Annotated in this window: 12 protein-coding genes; 8 read left to right on the forward strand and 4 right to left on the reverse strand. The window is 64.4% G+C overall.

The window, feature by feature from the left end; translation table 11 throughout:
* Positions 1-132 precede the first annotated feature (132 nt).
* The 6 genes from K6T13_RS09720 to K6T13_RS09745 all read left to right on the forward strand — a co-directional run bounded on the left by K6T13_RS09720 (position 133) and on the right by K6T13_RS09745 (position 5,401).
* Entirely contained in the window at positions 133-477 is a 345-nt protein-coding gene (locus K6T13_RS09720; RefSeq protein WP_222894390.1) for a hypothetical protein, read from the forward strand.
* Positions 478-558: 81 nt separating this feature from the next.
* On the forward strand, positions 559-714 hold the full coding sequence (locus K6T13_RS09725) for a hypothetical protein (protein WP_222894391.1): 156 nt from the start codon (positions 559-561) through the stop codon (positions 712-714).
* An 84-nt stretch (positions 715-798) separates the two neighbouring features.
* On the forward strand, positions 799-999 hold the full coding sequence (locus K6T13_RS09730; protein WP_283247960.1) for a KTSC domain-containing protein: 201 nt from the start codon (positions 799-801) through the stop codon (positions 997-999).
* Positions 1,000-1,075: 76 nt separating this feature from the next.
* Positions 1,076-3,058 carry a helicase HerA domain-containing protein gene (locus K6T13_RS09735; protein ID WP_222894393.1) on the forward strand — a complete coding sequence of 661 codons (1,983 nt, stop codon included), beginning with the start codon at positions 1,076-1,078 and terminating at the stop codon, positions 3,056-3,058.
* A gap of 1 nt (position 3,059) precedes the next feature.
* Positions 3,060-4,181 (forward strand): hypothetical protein, encoded by a 1,122-nt coding sequence (locus tag K6T13_RS09740; protein WP_222894394.1) that lies wholly within the window; start codon positions 3,060-3,062, stop codon positions 4,179-4,181.
* 39 nt (positions 4,182-4,220) lie between these two features.
* A protein-coding gene (locus K6T13_RS09745; RefSeq protein ID WP_222894389.1) for an IS3 family transposase occupies positions 4,221-5,401 on the forward strand; the annotation gives its coding sequence in 2 pieces (ribosomal slippage) (positions 4,221-4,505 and positions 4,508-5,401; 1,179 coding nt in all).
* A 368-nt stretch (positions 5,402-5,769) separates the two neighbouring features.
* Here K6T13_RS09745 and K6T13_RS09750 read toward each other — a convergent pair.
* Both K6T13_RS09750 and K6T13_RS09755 read right to left on the reverse strand, forming a co-directional pair.
* Entirely contained in the window at positions 5,770-6,654 is an 885-nt protein-coding gene (locus K6T13_RS09750) for a DNA adenine methylase (RefSeq protein ID WP_222894395.1), read from the reverse strand.
* Between the two features lie 89 nt (positions 6,655-6,743).
* Positions 6,744-9,494 (reverse strand): ATP-dependent helicase, encoded by a 2,751-nt coding sequence (locus K6T13_RS09755; RefSeq protein WP_222894396.1) that lies wholly within the window; start codon positions 9,492-9,494, stop codon positions 6,744-6,746.
* Between the two features lie 98 nt (positions 9,495-9,592).
* Between K6T13_RS09755 and K6T13_RS09760 the strand changes: the two genes are divergently transcribed.
* Both K6T13_RS09760 and K6T13_RS09765 read left to right on the forward strand, forming a co-directional pair.
* Positions 9,593-11,458 (forward strand): site-specific DNA-methyltransferase, encoded by a 1,866-nt coding sequence (locus K6T13_RS09760; RefSeq protein WP_222894397.1) that lies wholly within the window; start codon positions 9,593-9,595, stop codon positions 11,456-11,458.
* Positions 11,458-14,220, forward strand: a complete 2,763-nt coding sequence (locus tag K6T13_RS09765; RefSeq protein ID WP_222894398.1) for a restriction endonuclease — start codon at positions 11,458-11,460, stop codon at positions 14,218-14,220. Before K6T13_RS09760 ends, K6T13_RS09765 begins: the two co-directional genes overlap by 1 nt.
* On the opposite strand, the gene K6T13_RS09770 is transcribed toward K6T13_RS09765, so the two are convergent.
* On the reverse strand, positions 14,188-14,547 hold the full coding sequence (locus K6T13_RS09770; RefSeq protein WP_222894399.1) for a hypothetical protein: 360 nt from the start codon (positions 14,545-14,547) through the stop codon (positions 14,188-14,190). The genes K6T13_RS09765 and K6T13_RS09770 overlap by 33 nt on opposite strands.
* 112 nt (positions 14,548-14,659) lie before the next feature.
* The gene (gene mobF, locus K6T13_RS09775; RefSeq protein ID WP_222894400.1) at positions 14,660-18,190 is read right to left on the reverse strand and encodes a MobF family relaxase; all 3,531 of its coding nucleotides are present in this window, start codon (positions 18,188-18,190) and stop codon (positions 14,660-14,662) included.
* Between the last annotated feature and the right edge of the window lie 156 nt (positions 18,191-18,346).

Consider the following 18,346-nt stretch of genomic DNA (forward strand, 5'->3'; position numbering starts at 1 on the left):
GCGAGCATTCGGCCAGATGACGAGCTCGGCTGGCCCAAGGTCTATCCGTGGCCCGGCCAAACGCTTCCTTCGGGACACCCGCTCCGAAGCCTCCGCGCTGGCCGCACCCTCCGTGAGCGATCCTTCTGGACGATGCCTTGGGGTGATCGCGCCGACTTCTACCTCGACGCCGTAGCTGACTCGCGCAGGACGATCGCGATCCTCTCCGCCGATGACCTGTGGCAGGCCGAACAGTTCCATCCGGCCGACAAGCGCGACTACGACCAGCGCCCCGAGCTGGAGGTCTACTGCTGCGGCGAACTGCGCAAGTTCCGGGGTTGGCCATGCTCCACCTGCGGCAAGGGATACTGCCCGATCTGCGGCAACTGTCAGTGCCAGAAACAGATCGCATCCGAGGTCCTCTGCGCCGGCTCCTGCTTTATGCAGTACCTGCCCCATCTTCTCGACGCGAACGGCCTCTGCGAGGAGTGCCGCTAACTCGATCCCCCGCAACCTCGACTACTGACTGAGAGGACGTCACGACGGTCGGGCGGCTTTCGGAATCGAGGTGAGAAGCACATGGCGAAGAACACCGGACGCGGCCACCGCGTCGGTGCGGTCAAGGGGCGCAGCGAGTTCAAGGTCGGCCAGACCTGGTTCAAGCGCGACACGTCGACCGGCCGAATCATGAACGGCAGCCCCCAGCAGCACAAGGGCGTCCGCAACGAGAAGTAGGCGACCGGGCGGGTTAACGGCTCCCGCGCCGCTAACCCGTCCCCGCCGAGCACCCCAGGCACACAGAAGGACTTCACCATGACAATGCACCCCGCAACCTCGACCAACGTTCGGGCCGTCGGCTACGAGCCGTCCACCCGAACCATGAGGGTCCAGTTCCGCAGCGGCGGCGTCTACGACTACTACGGCGTCGACCCGCACCTGTTCGAGCAGATGCTCCTGCCGAACCCGTGGCGCCGTATCGGCCGCTTCGTGAAGTCACACCCCTACGCCAAGGTCGCTTGACCACCGCCATCGCCCACAAGGAGGCGCGATGTCCCGCTCCCCGATTCTGTCGGACCCCACCCCTAGGGTTGGAACCATGAGTATCAGTTCCACAATCTTGGAGTCCTCGCGCGCCTCCACACCGCTGGCAACCCTGGTCAACTCCGGCTGCAAGGCTGTCGGCGGCATCTTCCGCCTCGACTACTCCCAAGCGGTGGTTCTGACCGACGACTGGCGCAAGACCCAAGCCGGCGGCGTCCCGCATGGAGCCTTCCTGCTCGCGGCCGCCGGCGTGCAGAACGCTGAGGGGTTTGCCCTCGACGACCAGGAGCTGATTCTTCTCCGCGTGAGTGGCACTGCGAACCTCCCGAACGAAGCAGACCTCGTCCAGACGCGACTTGCCGTAGTGCGCGACGCAGGGGACTCGGGCAAGGGCTTCGACGAAGTGACCGACGAACTCACACGGAACGAACTCCAGCAGTCTGCCTTCGACTGCGATGTCATCGGCACGTTCTATGTCGACCGCAACGAGACAAAGATCCAGTTCGGCTCCGACATCGACAACGTGGTCTCTTCGGCCCGCTACCAGGTCTTCCTGCCCTCGCCGGAGGTTCTCTCGTGGATCGCCTCCTACCCGGAGCCCGACGGCAATGACCTCCTCACCCTCGGCGCAGTCCGGTTCGCATCGACACGTCGGCGTGCACGCGAGTCCGGCACCGACAACGCTGCGGTTCACGTGCACATCGGCGACTTCGTCTCGCGCAAGACCGCAGTCTTCGGCATGACCCGCACGGGCAAGTCCAACACGATCAAGACTCTCGTGACAGCGATTGCAACCCAGGCAGCGAACTCGGGGACACTGGTGGGGCAACTCATTTTCGACCCGCAGGGCGAGTACGCGAACGTCAACGAGCAGGATCAGACGGGATTGCGGCTCTTGGGTGACGAGAGCCGCGTGCGCATCTACCGGCTGGGTGCAAATAGTTCCGACCCGCAGGTGCTTCCGCTCGCGATGAACTTTTTTGACCCAGCGAACTTCGAGGCCGTCGTCGACTTCGTCAACTCGGTGGTCAACGACCAGTTCGGGTCGTACGCCTACGTCAAGACCTTCACTTCGATCAACTGGACCGAGCCTGATCGCGTCGCTGACCCCGGCGACTGGGTCACCTGGACCAAGGCGGTCCTCGGCATGTACGGGCTGCTGGTTGAGTGCGGCATCTCCGCACCGTCGTTCGCGGCTGGCGGACTTGAGTTCGGTTGGACCGATCCCCTCTATCAGGCCTTCAACACCGCGAACCCGGGGCTCGTGGTGAAGGCAGGTCGCAACTACCGCGCAACCACACCCGAAGCGGCGAAGCGCGTCATGCTTCATATGGCGAACGACGGAACCTGGAACCAGCGGTCGACTGGCGGCGACACTCCGTTCAAGTTCATCGCCGACTTCAACAACCGCGCCAGCGGCAAGGCCGCGATCCGCCAGCTCCGAGAGTTCCACTCAACAAGCGCAACGCAGCGTGTTGAGGAGCAGGTCTGGGACGACATGCAGGCCGGCCGCTTGGCGATCGTTGACCTTGCCCACGGGACTGGCGACGTCTCGAAAACGATCTCCGAGAACATGGTGAACTTCCTGCTCTCCCGCGCGAACGAGCGATTCCGTTCGGGTCAGGATGCCGTGCCCTTCCAGATCGTCGTGGAGGAGGCCCACAACCTCTTCGAGCGAGGCGCGAAGGACGTCGCCGGCAACCCCTGGGTTCGCCTGTCCAAGGAGGCCGCGAAGTACCAGATCGGCCTCGTGTATGCGACGCAGGAGGTCTCCAGCGTCGACCAGCGGATCTTGTCGAACACGTCGAACTGGCTCGTCGCTCACCTGAACTCGGACAACGAGACGCGCGAGCTGTCGCACTATTACGACTTCAAGACCTGGGCTGAGAGCATCCGCCGCGTGGAGGACCAGGGATTCGTCCGGATGAAGACCTACTCCGGCAAGTACATCGTGCCGGTGCAGGTGGCCAAGTTCGACCACGCGATGATCAACGCCGCCCGTGCCGCAGCGGGCCTCCCGGCAGTCGAGGTCAAGTAACGTGCCGTATCCCTCCGAGCGAGCCTCGCGGCTCGGACACGTCCCCGTCGTCAACAGTCAAGCCGTTCAAGACGCCTTCTCGCGCTGGGACGTCGCTCAAGCAACCCCTGCCGACGAGAACCGGGTGACTTCGCTGTGTCGTCCAGTCGAGGGTCTCGAAAACGTTGGGGTCTCAGACGCCGTCCGGTTCGCCATAACGGTCGATGGCTCCGACGCCGAGGTCGAGGCTACGCGCGAACACCCCACCGTCAAGGTCGGGTACGTCCGGGTCGCCGCTTCCTTCATCGACTTCGACAAGCTGCACCAGGCCGGTGCGGGCGACTTCGTTGACCCACATCTGCTGCGGGAGTCGCATCAGCACGCGGCCTTTGACCGCGCCCTGCCCGGCTCCGGCCTCGTCATCCCGGGCTCGACCGGCGTGGACACATGGCGGCAGGAACTCGACCGCTTCCTGCGCGAAACGAAGTTCGACCAGGCATCGGATCAGACTCTCGCCGACATGCTGCTGGCTCTCCACGGCTCACCAAGTGCCCCAGCGACCACGGCTCCGCTTCGACGGTGCCCGGTGTGCAAGGCCAGCGACGCGCAACTCTCCGGTGGAAGGATCGACGTCCCGAAGGACGCCACCAACTGCCCGGAGTGCGGCCAGAAGGTCTACCTTGGCGACGTGCTCCGCACAGAAGAGGAGTACATGCCAGAGGGGTCGAACCGTAGCTCGTTGACACGCATGATGCTGGTGGCAGAGAGGCTGACATCGCTGGGCTACATGCAGTTGCTCTTCGAGGACCCCCACAGTTACGACGTGCTCAGCAAGACGCTGTTCATCACGGATGGCCCGCTCGGACTCCACGGCACCGTCGCGCCGCTGAAGCGACGCTTCCAGGATTACCTGGCCGAGTTCGCCAAGCAGTGTGCCGCGAACAACCGTCCCGCCGCACCCCTCGTGGTGGGCGTCGAGAAGTCCGGGACATTCGTTGAGCATGCTCAGCTCATCTCCCACCTGATCGAGCCCGGAAGCGTCATGCTCTTGACGACCGAGTACATCAACAGGATCACGGGTCGGCCCGCCAACAATCCGTACGGGTCAGACGAGGGGTCTGCTGCATGGATAGGTGACATCTGATCTGTGGCGCCGCGAGGTGTCGCTGGAAGGATGTGCACTGTGCCGAAGCCGTATCCCAGGGAGTTCCGCGACGATGTCGTGCGGGTTGCTCGGGGCCGTGATCCGAAGACGCCGTTGAAGCAGATCGCCGATGACTTCGGGATCGGGGAGTCGTGTCTGCGGAACTGGCTGCGTGCCGCCGATGTCGAGGAGGGCAGCCAATCGGGCGTGAGCTCCGACCAGGCCGCCGAGCTGCGTGAGCTGCGGCGACGCAACCGGCTACTTGAGCAGGAGAACGAGGTGTTGCGGCGGGCGGCCGCGTACCTGTCGCAGGCTCACCTGCCGGGAAAATGATGTACCCGCTCGTCCGCGAGCTGGCCGACAAGGACGCCCCGATCCGGGTGCCTGTGACGGTGACGTGCCGGGTGCTCGGGCTGGCCCGTCAGCCTTACTACCGCTGGTTGGCGCAGCCGGTCACCCCAGCTGAGCTCAAGGAGGCCTACCGGGCCAACGCGTTGTTCGACGCGCACCGCGACGATCCTGAGTTCGGCTACCGGTTCCTGCTCGACGAGGCCCGCGACGCCGGCGAGGCGATGGCGGAACGGACCGCGTGGCGGATCTGCTCTGAGAACGGCTGGTGGAGCTCGTTTGGGAAGAAGAACGCCCGCGGGAAGGGCAAGAAGCCCGGTCCGCCGGTCCACGACGACCTCGTCCGGCGTGCGTTCAGCGCGGATGCGCCGAACCGGTTGTGGCTCACCGACATCACCGAGCACCGCACCGGCGAGGGCAAGCTCTACCTGTGCGCGGTCAAGGACGTCTACTCCAACCGGATCGTGGGCTACTCGATCAGTGACCGGATGAAGTCAAGGATCGCGGTCAGCGCCATCGAGTCGGCTGTGGCTCGGCGCGGTCAGGTGGCCGGCTGCATCGTTCACTCCGACCGGGGCAGCCAGTTCCGCAGCCGCAAGGCCCAACGTGCGTTGAAGCGGCACGCCCTGGTCGGATCGATGGGCCGTGTCGGCGCGGCCGGTGACAACGCCGCCATGGAGAGCTTCTTCAGCCTGCTGCAAAAGAACGTCTTGAACCGGCGATCCTGGGAGACCCGCGAGGAGCTGCGGATCGCGATCGTGACCTGGATCGAACGCACCTACCACCGCCGACGGCGCCAAGACGCCCTCGGCCGATTGACCCCCATCGAGTACGAGACCATCATGACCGCACCAGCCACTCAGGCTGCGTGACCCAACCTGTCACCTGATCGTGCAGCAGACCCGAGTTCTACGGGCGCCGGTTCATCTACCGCACGAAGAGCGGCGGCATTCTCGTGTTCACGGTTCCTCCGAAGCCCGGCGTCACTCCGTATGGAGACCCAGATGGTGAGCTCTGGTCGAGTTACCCGACGCTTCGGCCGGTCTGTGAGGTGCTCGATCATGTGCAGACCCGGCTCTATGAGAATGCGGTCATCCCGGTGGCGCTGGCGCACTCGGCTGCGTCGTTGCCGCTCGGTGTTGGGCAGTCTGTGCTTCGCGCGCTGGTCCAGCAGTCGCTAGGGCTGCCGACCCGCAGTCAGATTCGCCAGACCGGGCCGTTTGCCGGCTCGCACTGAGCCTCACATCAGGGCGTCGGCGACCGGGTTCGACAGCACAATCAGCTCGCTGGCTGAGGTCCGCTTGAGCTCGTCTTTCGTGCCTCGCAGGTGGGCGGAGTAAAGGAGCCGGAACTCCGACACCTCCCTCGCCTTGTACAGGCTCTTGATGAGGTCGGCGATGTCGTAGGTCAGCACCCAGTTCATGTTGGCGTGGCCGTTCAGAACCTTCGCCAACTCTCGGTGGTCGTCCTCCTTGAACGCGCTCATGTAGAGCGAGCTGCCCTTCTCGACGTAGGGCGGATCGACGTATGCGAAGACGTTTTCCTTGGGTAGGTATTCGCGCAGCCGCGCTGCGCCGTCTTGCTTGGTGACGCGAATCTTGCCGCTCAGTTCAGCCAGTTTCTCGATCCGGCCTCGAAGCACGTCCTTGTCGAAGCGGGCGTCGATCTTGTACGAGCCCGCCTGAGCGAACCCACCGATCACTCCGGCCCCAAGGACTCCGGAGCGGCTCGTGCGGTTGAGGTAGAAGGTGGCGAAGCCCAGGGCGAGCGGGTCGACATCGGCATCGTGCCGGCGACGGTAGATCTCGCGTTGGTTCTTCCACTCCTCGATCGTCAGCGGAGTGCGCTTCAGGAGACGGAGGAACTCATCGGAGTCCTTCACCATCGCCTTCCAGCAGGCGTGGATCGCGGGGTCAAGATCGTTGATCACGACCATTCCGACGACATCCTTGAGTAGGAGTTCAAGGCCCGCCCCCGCACCTCCGGCGTACGGCTCGATGTAGGTCGGCTTGTCAAGGCCGAGCGCCTTGATCGTCGACTCGAAGAAGCCAGCGAGCGTCGCCTTGCCGCCTGGGTAGCGCAATGGACTGGCGTGGGACCCACGCCGGGCGATGACATCAACCACGGGGACTCCCTTCGCTCGAGGTTGGACGGTATCCGTACAAGTCTAGGGAAGCCATCCGACAGATCCGGGAGCCGCCCACGCCGGTGTGGTCACTTGGCCACTGCCGCGCCACAGATGGACTTCACATCACAGAATGAGCACTTCGACTTCTCAGGCTTAGGTGTGAAGTCGCGGTCTTTCAGACCCTCGGCTGCTGCCGTCACTTGGGATTCGGCGGCCGCAATGTCGGCGTCGGTGATGCTGACCTCGTGCCGTTCAGTGGCGCTGAGATCCTGAATGAAGGCGGCTCCAACGGTGAGGCCCTCACGGCGGCCCGCGTCGGTGTAGATCTGCAACTGCAAGGGCTTGAGCTCTTCGCCGAGCGCCGTCTTGTAGTCGACGATGGAAAGGTTGTCGACAACCCCGTCGTGCTCGTCGAACACGACATCGGCGCGACCACTCACGACGACGCCGTCGAGGTACAACTCGAAGGGACGCTCGGTCGCCCACGTCCGTTTCAGCTCGGACGTGTTGTCGGTGACGTAGGTCTGGATCAGTTTCCGCGCCTTCTCCCGCATCTCCTTGTGGGCAGGCTTGTTAGCGAAGGGCAGGAAGAATTCCGAGTCCATGAGAGCATCCACAGCGGCGGAGTCGGGGACGGCGCCGGTCGCCTTCACGTGTTCGGAGATGGTGCGCAGGACATGGTGGACGGCATTGCCGTATCCGATCTCGGACTGCACGGGCGGCATGAATCCGAGTTCGTTGCGGAGCAGATAGCTCCGTGGACACTCCATGTAGGCGTCAAGCTCGCTGTAGGAGACCGTGATGCTGGTCGGTGCTTCCCCACGAGGCTCTGCATTGGTCGGCAGGCCCCCGCTGACGGCGATCGCCTGGGCTTCGAGGATGTAGGGCGATGGTTGACGCGACTGAGTGTTGACCCGCTGGTGCGACGAGAGACCCACCCAGTCACGAGCCCGAGTGAGGGCGACGTAGAAGAGACGGCGTTCCTCCGCGTCGGAACCTTCGTAGCGCGCGGCGTCGAACAGGGTGCGCGGGATCAGCCAGTTCTTCAGCGACCCAGACTTGTCAGAAGGGAATCGGCCTTCCTTCAGCGAGGGAAGGAACACAACCGGCCATTCGAGCCCCTTCGCGCCGTGGATGGTCCCGAGGGCGACCCCATCGCCGAGTATGTCGTTCTCGCCGTCGAAGTCGTCGTAGCTGCCCGTGGCGTAGTTCGTCAGGATCAGTGCGAAGTTCTTGTAGAACCACTCGCCGCCCACGGCACCCCCGACCTGCTCTCCCGGATTGTCCGCGTCTCGCCGCGAGCGCCGTGTCACCGATTCGTAGTCAGCCATGACCGCTGTGAAGCGTGCGATGGTGCCGAGCCGGTTGCGCTGCATCTCATCTGTGAGGTCCCAGTTGCGGATGCCGAGGAGGTCGGTCAGCTTGTAGAACTCACCGACGAGGCTCGGGGTCCAGTTCTCGTCGTCACGCTTGGACTTCCACGTTTGCAGGTGTGTGCTCAGGGCCTGCCGCTCGGTGTTGTCGAGACCGAAGACGGCTACGTAACGATCGAGGAGTCCGCTCAGATTGACGGCCGCTCGGGTCTTCCACTTGCTCACGCTCCAGTCGACATTCGAGATCCATGCGAACGTCGCCCCAAAGACCTCGGCCTCGGGCTGCTCGAACAGGCCAGTGCGCCCGCCTGGCTGTACGGGGATGTTCGAGAGTGCGAGGGCATCCAGGATTCGCGTGTACGCCGTCTTGCCGCGCACGAGGATGGCGATGTCTCGGTAGCGGACGCCGTCCTTGTGGAGCGCCTCGATGTCGAGCGCGATCGAGTCGGCCTCGTCTTGCTCCATCAGGTGACCTATGGCGATGGAGACCGACGGCCCGGCGGATGGGCGGACTGCGGTCATCTCCTTGTCGATGCGGCCAGGGATCGACTTCGCGAACCCGTTGGCGAGCGCCACGATGTCCGGTCGCGACCGACGATTCGCCAGCAGCTCGAACTTCGACACGCTGGGGTAGCGAGTCGCGAAGGCGACGATGTTCGCCACATGCGAGCCGCGCCACTGGTAGATGGCCTGATCGTCGTCACCGACCACGACCACGTCGGCCGATCCTTGGGGCTTCGCGAGCAGCTCGATCAGGCGCTCCTGGGCGGGGTTCACGTCTTGGTACTCGTCGACGATCAGGTGCTTGAGATCGGCCGTCACCGCCGCGTGAACAAGAGGGTCTTCGAGCGCGCGAACGGCCTCGACGATCTGGGTGCCGAACGACATGAAGCGGTAGTTGTCAAGCATCGCGTAGTACTTGACCAGCGCGTCCTTGAAGGCACCGTCCGGGATGACGTCGAGGGCCATGTACTCGTTCTCGACGACATCGACGGACTGCTGGAACAACTCAATGCCAGAGAAGACGCGGTTGCGCTGGTCGAACTGACGGAGACCCAGGCGGTGGGCCTCGCGGTACAGGAGGTTGGTCAACTGGTTCGGGTCGAGCGGGGTGTAGGTCTCGAACCTCGGGACGAACGTCTGGAGGAGGCGGAAGCAGTAACCGTGGATTGTCCCGACGTACAAGTGCCCAAGCTTGTCGGTTGCGGACGGGCCGAGAAGGGCGACGGACCGCTCTCGGATGCGCTCCTTCAACTCGTCGGCGGCCTTCTCGGTGAACGTGAACGCCACGATCGACTCCGGCTGCTCGCCGTCCTTGAGAAGAGAGGCCACACGCTGGGAGACGACCTCGGTCTTGCCCGAGCCGGCGGCCGCGATGATCTGCACATGCCCACCCCGGTGAGCCACCGCCGCCGCCGCCTCGCCTTCGAGGACCGGGATTGTGTCGGTGGCATCTGCTGTCATAGTTCCAAGGCTATGGGAGGAGACCCCCGGGTTCGTCCGCTACTCGCGAGTCTCCCCCCGATAGCCTTGCCATGCACGACGAACGAGAGTGGGGACGCATGACCGACGAGCCGGACAAGGTCGAACTGGAGACGCCAGACCTGGCCGCTGAGAACCGCGCCGTGATCGAAGCGCTCCTGCCCGGGGTCATCCAGGACGGTGCACTCGACCCAGCTCGTCTGGCCGATCTGCTCGACCTACCGTTGCTCGCTGTCCCCGAGGGGCGCGAGCGGTACGGCCTTCAGTGGGCCGGCAAGGGTGAGGCCATTCGCACCCTGCTTTCTCCTGGTAAGGGTGCGCTTGTGCCGGACATGAAGGCGTCACTCGACTTCGACGGGGCAAAGAACGTCTTTATCGAGGGCGACAACTTGGAGGTGCTGAAACTCCTCCAGAAGGCGTACAACGACCGCATCAAGGTCATCTACATCGATCCTCCGTACAACACTGGCAAGGGCGACTTCGTCTACCAGGACGACTTCCAGGACCCGCTCAAGGCGTATTTGCGCTTCAGCGGGCAACTGGACGATGAAGGAAACCTACTGGCCGCCTCGCAAGACACTGGCGGACGCCGTCACAGCCGATGGGCCTCGATGATGTACCCGCGTCTGGTACTCGCCCGCAACCTGCTCACTCAAGACGGTGTGATCTTCCTGTCCATCGATGACAACGAGGTTGCGCAACTTCGGCTCATTCTCGACGAGGTCTTCGGCCCAGAGAACTTCATCGAGAACTACATCTGGGAGAGCAACTTCCGACCGGACAACAGCTCGTCTATGGAGCGTGAGAACTCACAGCACATCTTGTGCTACGCCCGTAACAAGCCCGGCGTTCAGCGCCTCGTGGGGTCCCAGCAAGGCTCCGAGGGCCTTCCCTCCCTGACGAAGAACTCGATGAACGTTTCGACGCTTCGCTTGGACCCGGATTGGGTTGACTTCCAGCTTGCTGACGGCGAGTACGGGCCAGGTGACATGGGTTCGGGCTACGTCCTCGAAGACGAGGTCCGGGTCAAAGATGGTCGTGCAGCGGATTCCTTCCGGCTGTCTGGACGCATGATCTGGGGTCAGACCTACCTCGAAAAGCAAGCAGGTGCCGGAACTCGCATCGTTATCAAGTCCACCAGTTTCGTGCCTTATTCTAAGAAGGCCCAGACTGCCCAGCTGCCGCCCACGTCACTCCTTCCCAGATCCGATGTCGGGGATGTCCTTGCTGGCAACGCCGAACTCAAGGCTCTTTTCGGCGTGATTCCGTTCAACCACCCAAAGCCGACTTCGCTGATCTCCTACCTCGTCCGCGCGGTAACGAACGACGACAAGGACGCAATCATCCTGGACTTCTTCGCAGGGTCAGGCAGTACGGCACACGCCGTCGCCCTGCTCAATGCCGCCGACAACGGTGCCAGGAGGGTCATCAGCGTGAACCTGCCGGAGCCGACGCCGGAGGGTGGCAATGCTAGGGACCTGGGCTACGACGCCGTCTCGGAGGTCACGCTTGCCCGGATCGGGAAGGTGATCGACTCCGTGCCCGGGGCTGGCGATCTCGGCCTCCGGGTGTATCGCCTCAGCGAAAGCGCCTTCCTCGACTCTGCTCCTGACGACGGCGAACTCACGTTGAACTCCTCGACTCTTCGCGCTGGTGTTGACGACCTGTACGCCGTCGCAGCGGAGGTGCTCCTGAAGGAAGGCGTCCCTCTCGACTCCGAATGGGTGGAGCACGAGTTCGGCACGGTCTCAGTGCAGGTGTCAGGCAGGGTGGCTGTCGTCGCCGGCGAGGGTCTCGACGTTCCCACGGCCGAGCAGGTCTTCGATCTGGACCCGAAGCCGCACGTCGTGGTCTTCCTTGAGGATGATCTCGCTGGCCAGGACGCGCTCAAGGCCAACCTCGTGGCGAACGCCAAGTCGCGCGGCATCACGGTGAAGACAGTCTGATGCCAGTTGAGATCAAGTTCGACGGCGGCCAGCAGTACCAGTTGGATGCGATTGAGGCCGTTCTCGAAGTCTTCAACGGCAACGAGGAGCAGGGCCGCTCGGAGGTAGCAGATCTCGTCCTCGATGACGGGACACTTGACTCGCTGGATCGAGTGGTCATCGGGAACCAGCTCGTACTGTCGTCCGAGCAGTTGCGCAGAAACCTCCGAGCTGTTCAAGACAAGCCGGTACCCACTGAGGACGGCGGCGAGGTTCCCGCGATTCCCGAGGAGTTGCGCCAGAACTGGCCCGATGGTGAAACCGTGCCGGACCTCAGCATCGAGATGGAGACCGGCACCGGCAAGACCTATGTGTACATCCGAACCTGCCTCGAGATGCACAAGAGGTACGGCTTCTCGAAGTTCGTCATCGTGGTGCCCGGCAAGGCCATCCGAGAGGGTGTGAAGTCCAGCCTCGCGATGCTCAAGCCCCACTTCAAGGAGCTCTACCCGGATTCGCAGTACGAGTTCATGGTGTGGGACTCAGCCAAGCGGCAGATGGCGAGCGACTTCGTCCGTGACGCCAGCTTGAAAATCATGGTCATCAACCTTGAGGCGTTCCGCGCGGAGGGCAACATTTTCCGTCGCAAGGACCCCGAGTTCAACGGTGGATACGCACCACACGAACTGATCGGTGCCGCGCGCCCAATGGTCATCCTGGACGAGCCGCAGAACATGGAGTCCGCAGGCAGCAAGGAAGCCATTGAGCAACTCAACCCGTTGGCTCGGCTTCGGTACTCCGCCACCCACAAGGACCTGAAGCACCTCGTGTATCGCCTGACTCCCGTGGACGCCTACGACCTGCGACTGGTCAAGCGTATCGGGGTCCTTTCAGTCACCAAGGACGAAGACCTCAACGGTGCCTACGTAGAGGTCTCGAAGATCACTGCCACACCCGGCGGCGTCACGGCGACCGCCAAGATCTTCAAGACCAACGCGGGTAAGACGAAGCTCACCCGGATCACCTTGCGCAAGGACATTGACCTGTTTGAGGAGAGCGGGCAGCGCGGTGCCTATCAGGGTTGGTCCGTCGAGGACATCCATGCCGGCCAGGACGGCGAGCGCGGCTACGTCGAGTTCGGGAACGGCACCCATGTCCACGAGGGCGTCGGCACGACTTCCGAGGAGGAGCAGCATCAGCGGCTGATGCTCCGGCAGGCCATAGAGAGCCATTTCGAGAAGGAGCTCCAGCTCAAACTCCAGTTGCGGCGCGGCCTCATTACTTCCGCCGTTAAGCCGCTCACTCTGTTCTTTATCGACTCGGTTGCGAACTACCACCCCGCCGACGGGAAGCTCCGTCAGTGGTTCGAGCAGGAGTACGCGATCGTGCGCTCCGACGCACGCTTCCGTTCGCTCGACATGCCCAATGTCGACGTCGTCCACGACGGCTACTTCGCCGCCTCCAACAAGGGCGTGCCCAAGGACGTGACCACCCGGGGGTTGGAAAGCACAGAGATGGAGTCAGCCCTCAAGCGCATCATGCAGAACAAGGAGAAGCTGCTCAGCTTCGAGGAGCCGCTTCGGTTCATCTTCAGCTACGCGGCACTCGCCGAGGGCTGGGACAACCCCAACGTCTTCACCGTCTGCAACCTCCAGCACGGCCGCTCAGAGATGCGCAAGCGCCAGCAGATCGGCCGAGGTTTACGGCTACCGGTGATGGTCGACGGCGAGCGTTGCCGCAACGACGACGTCAACGTGGTGACTGTCATCGCCCACGAGGACTTCTCCAAGTTCGCTGGCGACCTCCAGAGGGAGATCGAGGACGAGACCGGCATCAAGTTCGCCGGCCGGATCGTGGACCTCAAGAAGGACAAGATCAAGCTCCAACTCAAGGAGAAGGTGTTGCTCGACCCGCAGTTCATCGAGCTGTGGGACAAGATCTCGAAGAAGACAACCTACGAGTTGGCGTTCTCGACCGACGACGTCGTCGCCGACGCGGTACGGCGCATCAACGCGATGCCGGCGATCGAGCCCATCAAGTTCCGCCTTACGAAGCACGTCGCCGACATCAACACCGAAGGCATCACCTCGGGCGACACCCAGGACCGAGGAACGGTCGCGGTCAACGGGGTCCGGAAGCTCCCGGATGTCGTCGGCGAACTCACGCGCCGTGTGCCGCTCACCCGGGCGACCATCGTCCGCATCCTCTCCGAGATCGACACTCTCGGCCAGGTGAAGCTCAACCCGTCCGTGTTCATGGACCAAGTCGAACGTGCCATGAAGGAGGCCCTCTACGCGCAGGAGGCCGAGGGCATCGTCTACAAGCCGACCGGGGAATCGTGGCGAGCCGAACTGTTCAAGGAGTGGCACCAAGCCGAGACGATTGCACCGGCGGCGATGGTCGTGGACGTCACGAAGAGCATCACCGACAAGATCGTCTGCGACTCAGGCATCGAGAAGACCTTCGCGCAATTCCTTGAGGATCGGCCCGACGTGCCGTTGTTCATCAAGCTGCCCCACTGGTTCAAGGTCGACACTCCGCTGCACGGCTACAACCCAGACTGGGCGTTCGTGCGTGAGCACCCCGAAGGCAAGTACCTCTATCTCGTCCGCGAGACGAAGGGCACCGACAAGCTCGAAGAACTCCAATGGGAGTCCGAAGGCTGGAAGATCAAGTTCGGGACCGCCCACTTCGAGAAGCTGAAGGTCGACTACTTCTGGGGCAACGACCCGAGCGTGCTAATCGAGGTCTCACCCGACTTCGCCACGCACGGCGATGCCTGAGTCGAGCACCGACTTCGACCGGACCAGCCGCGCTACGGCACGCCCGAGCATGAACGGGAGGCTGAGGACGGCCATCCAAGCGAATTTCGCGGCGTTCCAGAAAAACAGGAAGACCAGCACGTTGAAGAAGCCGAAGCCGGGGCGGGCAGCCATCTCGATAGCCAGGGCGGTCAGACCAAGGTAGGCGGGCGTCACGACGACAGCGGCGGCGATCGCCCACTTGAGGCCGCGCGGGGTCCGCAACCAATCGACTGCGCGGTTGGTGGGCATGTAGAAGCGGAGGTAGCCGCGGATCCCGCCGCTCAGGTGCCAGAGTGCGGTGAGCATGAGGGTCTCCTTCGGTCGGGGCTCACCTCCTCTCTACGCCCGAGATCCGACAGGAGAGGCGCATCGTGGCCACTCCTGTGGACCATCCGGCCAGAACGGCCTCTGTGTACGGCTACCCGAGCGCCCGTCCCTGCGGTTCGAGCGCGGCGCTGCGTCCCTCCTGGATCGCGGCGGCGTCTTCGGCGATCGCTCGGGCACGGCGGATCGCCTGGTCAGCGCGCGCAGCATCGTGCTTCTGCGCGTCGGTCTTCGGCTCACCGAGCACTCTGCGCCCCTCCACGCCGTAGCGGTCGCGGTAGGCGGCCACGGTCCTGACCTCGTAAAGCCAGCGGCGTCGAGCGGCGGTGGCGGTCGCCGGTGCGGTGCCGAGCCGCTTCAGCCACACCGCCTTGTCATCCGCGGCCTTCTCCGCGAGCGTCACCGCCCGTGCTTCCATCAGTTCGGCGCGTTCGGTCAGCGCCTTGGCCATCTCCTCGCTCATGGTGCCATCGGCGACTGGGATCAGACCGACGACCAGTTTCGGGGAGGGGCGACGGCTGCCACGCTTGGGCCGGGCGGCCTTCTGGAGGCGACTGATCAGGACGGCTCCGATGTCCTCGGCATCGTCCAATGACCTGCGGGCAACGATGGCCGGCAAGAGTCGGTCGACGTCGTGGTGGTTGACGTCGGCCCGGCGCAGTTCGGCGGTGAGTGGTCCGAAGGACGCCGAGGCCAGCACCTGTTCGACCTGGGCTTCGGTGAGGCCACTCCCTCGGATCGCTGCAACCCAACGGTCGCGCTGAGCGACCGCGCCGATGGTTTCGTACTCGGCAGCGAGTTGCGCGATGGACGCCCACCGGTCCTGCTCGGCCACGAGCATTTGGTGTGCGGAGAGCTCTCCGCCGATGTGTTGGAGGACGCCGTAGAGAACGGTGTGGGCGTTCACCTCCTCAGGCTCGGGGGGGGCGTGGCCCTCGTCGGGCTTGTCGAGGGCGACGTACGCGATGTTCGAGTCTCGGCCGCGGGTCATGGAGACGTAGAAGTTCTCCCGGGTCGTCGACCCGGTCACCACCACATGAGAGGTGTCGACGGTCATGCCCTGGGCACGGTGAGCCGTGACGGCGTACCCGAGGTCGACGTGCTCGACGACGTACGCCGCAGGCAAGGTCACCGACCCACCAATGGCGACGCCTAGGCGTTGGACCTGCATCGCCCCGTCCTTGTGAACGCGGGTGACGGTCCAGCGGTCCCCGTTGCGGACCCAGCCGCCGCGCAGGGTGTAAAGGCGGCGGTCGTTGTGGCGGGTGATGATGAGGTCGCCCTCGGACGCCTGGGTGCCGTCGGCGAGGTTGACCTCGACGTCCCCGACCGGGTTGGCGACGATGCGGTCGGCGCGGGCACGCCGGTTGAGGCGGATCACCATGTCGGTCGCCTCGGCGACCAGTACCGACGTCCGGCCGGCCTTCACGTCGGACGTCCATGCCAAATAGGCGGCATCCATCATCTCGTCGGTCGTGCCCTGCTGGACACGATCTTTGGCGACGTAGGTGCTGATGACGTCCGCCCGTCCGAAACGGAGGTCGAGCGACGCGGTCTTCTCCCACCCGTGGGTGAAGCGGTGGACCTCGGTCAGCTCGGGGGTGTCAGGACGGGCGGAGGTCAACAGAGAGAACGCCCCTCCTGCGTCGACCGACTGAAGCTGCGCCCAATCGCCGACCAGCAGAACCTTCGCACCGGCCTCGGCCGCGAGCGCGGTGAGTCGGTCGAGGGTGAGTGTGCCGGCGAGGGTCGCCTCGTCGATGATGACGAGTTGACCGCTGCGGAACTCCGCCCGTCCTCGGTCGTGCTCGTGCAGCCACTTGGCGGTGTTCTCACAGGCGATGCCCAAGTCCTCGGCGAGCACCTGCGCAGCCACCGCGCTCGGCGCGAGGCCGACGACGCTGCCCTTGCCGTGGGCCTTCACCCAAGCCGTCTTCAGTGCGTGCATCGCAGTGGTCTTACCCGCGCCCGCCGGACCGACGAGCAGATCGAGGCGCCGCCCCGACACGGCGATCCTCGCCAGAGTCTCGGACTGCTCGGCAGACAAGAGGTGCTCCTTGCGCGTCACCCGCTCGATCACCTCGAGGTCGATCTCTGGGGCGGTCATGTCTTCGGCCCGGGCCAGGAGGCGGTCCTCGGCGGCGAGCAGGGTCTCGGAGGTGAAGACGACTCCGTGACGCGGCCGGAAGCGCGAGGTGCCGTCGGGCCGCCGGAAGACCTCCGGCACGGTGACCAGTTCGGGCGGAGTGATCGCGAGTGACTCCTGTTTCGCGGCCTCGACAATCATGCCGACGACGGCCTCGCGGTCGTCGGCGCTGGAGAACCGCCAACCCATCGTCTGCCGGGATGCCTCCGCCCAGAGGTTCCAGTGCTTCCAGGTCGAACGCTTCTCCTCGACCGCACCTACGACGGAGACGCCGACTTCGGTGATCGCGTCGAGGGGTACGTCGTCGGCGCGGAGAGTGGGACGGGCGCGAGCAGGGGCGGTGGCTTCCTTGGCCCAGTCGACTGCGCCCCTCCCAAGGATCTTCTGCGCTCGTCCTCGCCACTGGGTCGTCAGATCAAACAGGGAGTGGATCTCCTTCTCGGGGCGCGTTGCCAGCGTGGCCTTCGCGCGCAACTGGATGATCTTGGCCGAGGAGGGGCGGCGGCCCGTCAGTGCGACGTACTCCGCGATGAGGCGGTCCTTCTCCTTGTCGATGTGGCTGGACCGGCTGGAGAACTCGCGGATGAGTGTCTCGGGGATGGGCGCGAGCTCCCAGGCGGCATTGCGTTCCGCACCACGCTCCCGCCGCTCCCACTCGATGCCGAACAGCCGGGTGAGGCGGTCGGCCAGCACGGCGTTGTAATGCTCCGAGATCGGCACGTTTGCCTCGTACATCGCGGTGCCGTCCAGGCTTCGCCAGCGCCCGTCCTCTGTCGTCTTGACCTTGTTGGATATGACGACGTGGGTGTGGAGCTGCGGGTCACCGAGCCGAGAGTCCCAGTGGTCGTACGCCGTTGCCGCGACCCCGATGACGTCGGCCTGCATCACCGCACCGTTCCCGGCGGCAACGCCCCTCCTGGTCGCGACAACCTCCCGCTCCATGAAGTCGAGCACTTCGGCAACCGCCTGGTGGTGGGCGTCGACGATCAGTGCCTGCGTGCCCGCATCAGCCACGCCCCACAGCGCCGAGACCGACTTGGGGACGCTGAACGTGTAGTCGTAGCCGGCGACCCCGCTGGACGGCTTGACCGACTCCTCGGCCCTGATTTGCCTCTCCGCCTCTGAACGCTGCTCGTCGGTGAGCCTCGGACTCAGCTCGGCCACCCGTGCGGCGATGCGCTCTTCCAGTGGCGGGAAGACCGGGAAGGCCCGCCCGAGCTTCTCTCCGGTAACCGGGTCGAGGCCCGAGCCGATCAGGAGTTGGAGTTGCTGCGGGGTCACCTGGTCGCCGCGCTTGATCTCACCGTCGCCGAAGACGTGCAGCGCTGAGCCCATCCAGCGGCCCGGCGGGGTTCCTTCCTCGGTGTAGTACCGCGTCACCGGGTTCGGGTCGGCCATGTTGGCGTCGCCACGGACCACGCTCTTGAGCAGGTAGTCGTAGCCCCGACCAGCCTGAATCTTCCTCATCGAGACGGTCATGGCCGCACACCTCCTTGGCGTGAAGGTGTCCGTGCAGGTCCACAGCCCCCGGTTCAGGCTGTGTTGTCCACAAGGCCCGGGCCACAGAGCCCACCTCGTTCTGCATGACGTGTATGCCGAGAAGGAGGGTGCGGCCGGTCAGGGCGGGCGGAGTCG

Origin of the sequence: Nocardioides coralli (assembly GCF_019880385.1) — a bacterium.
Lineage (GTDB): Bacteria > Actinomycetota > Actinomycetes > Propionibacteriales > Nocardioidaceae > Nocardioides > Nocardioides coralli.

What these genes read in the sequence shown, in the direction of transcription:
- K6T13_RS09720 (WP_222894390.1), top strand. Translation starts at nt 133, where the DNA reads ATGCCTTGGGGTGATCGCGCCGACTTCTACCTCGACGCCGTAGCTGAC.
- K6T13_RS09725 (WP_222894391.1), top strand. Translation starts at nt 559, where the DNA reads ATGGCGAAGAACACCGGACGCGGCCACCGCGTCGGTGCGGTCAAGGGG.
- K6T13_RS09730 (WP_283247960.1), top strand. Translation starts at nt 799, where the DNA reads ATGCACCCCGCAACCTCGACCAACGTTCGGGCCGTCGGCTACGAGCCG.
- K6T13_RS09735 (WP_222894393.1), top strand. Translation starts at nt 1,076, where the DNA reads ATGAGTATCAGTTCCACAATCTTGGAGTCCTCGCGCGCCTCCACACCG.
- K6T13_RS09755 (WP_222894396.1), bottom strand. Translation starts at nt 9,494, where the DNA reads ATGACAGCAGATGCCACCGACACAATCCCGGTCCTCGAAGGCGAGGCG.
- K6T13_RS09760 (WP_222894397.1), top strand. Translation starts at nt 9,593, where the DNA reads ATGACCGACGAGCCGGACAAGGTCGAACTGGAGACGCCAGACCTGGCC.
- K6T13_RS09765 (WP_222894398.1), top strand. Translation starts at nt 11,458, where the DNA reads ATGCCAGTTGAGATCAAGTTCGACGGCGGCCAGCAGTACCAGTTGGAT.
- K6T13_RS09770 (WP_222894399.1), bottom strand. Translation starts at nt 14,547, where the DNA reads ATGCTCACCGCACTCTGGCACCTGAGCGGCGGGATCCGCGGCTACCTC.
- mobF (WP_222894400.1), bottom strand. Translation starts at nt 18,190, where the DNA reads ATGACCGTCTCGATGAGGAAGATTCAGGCTGGTCGGGGCTACGACTAC.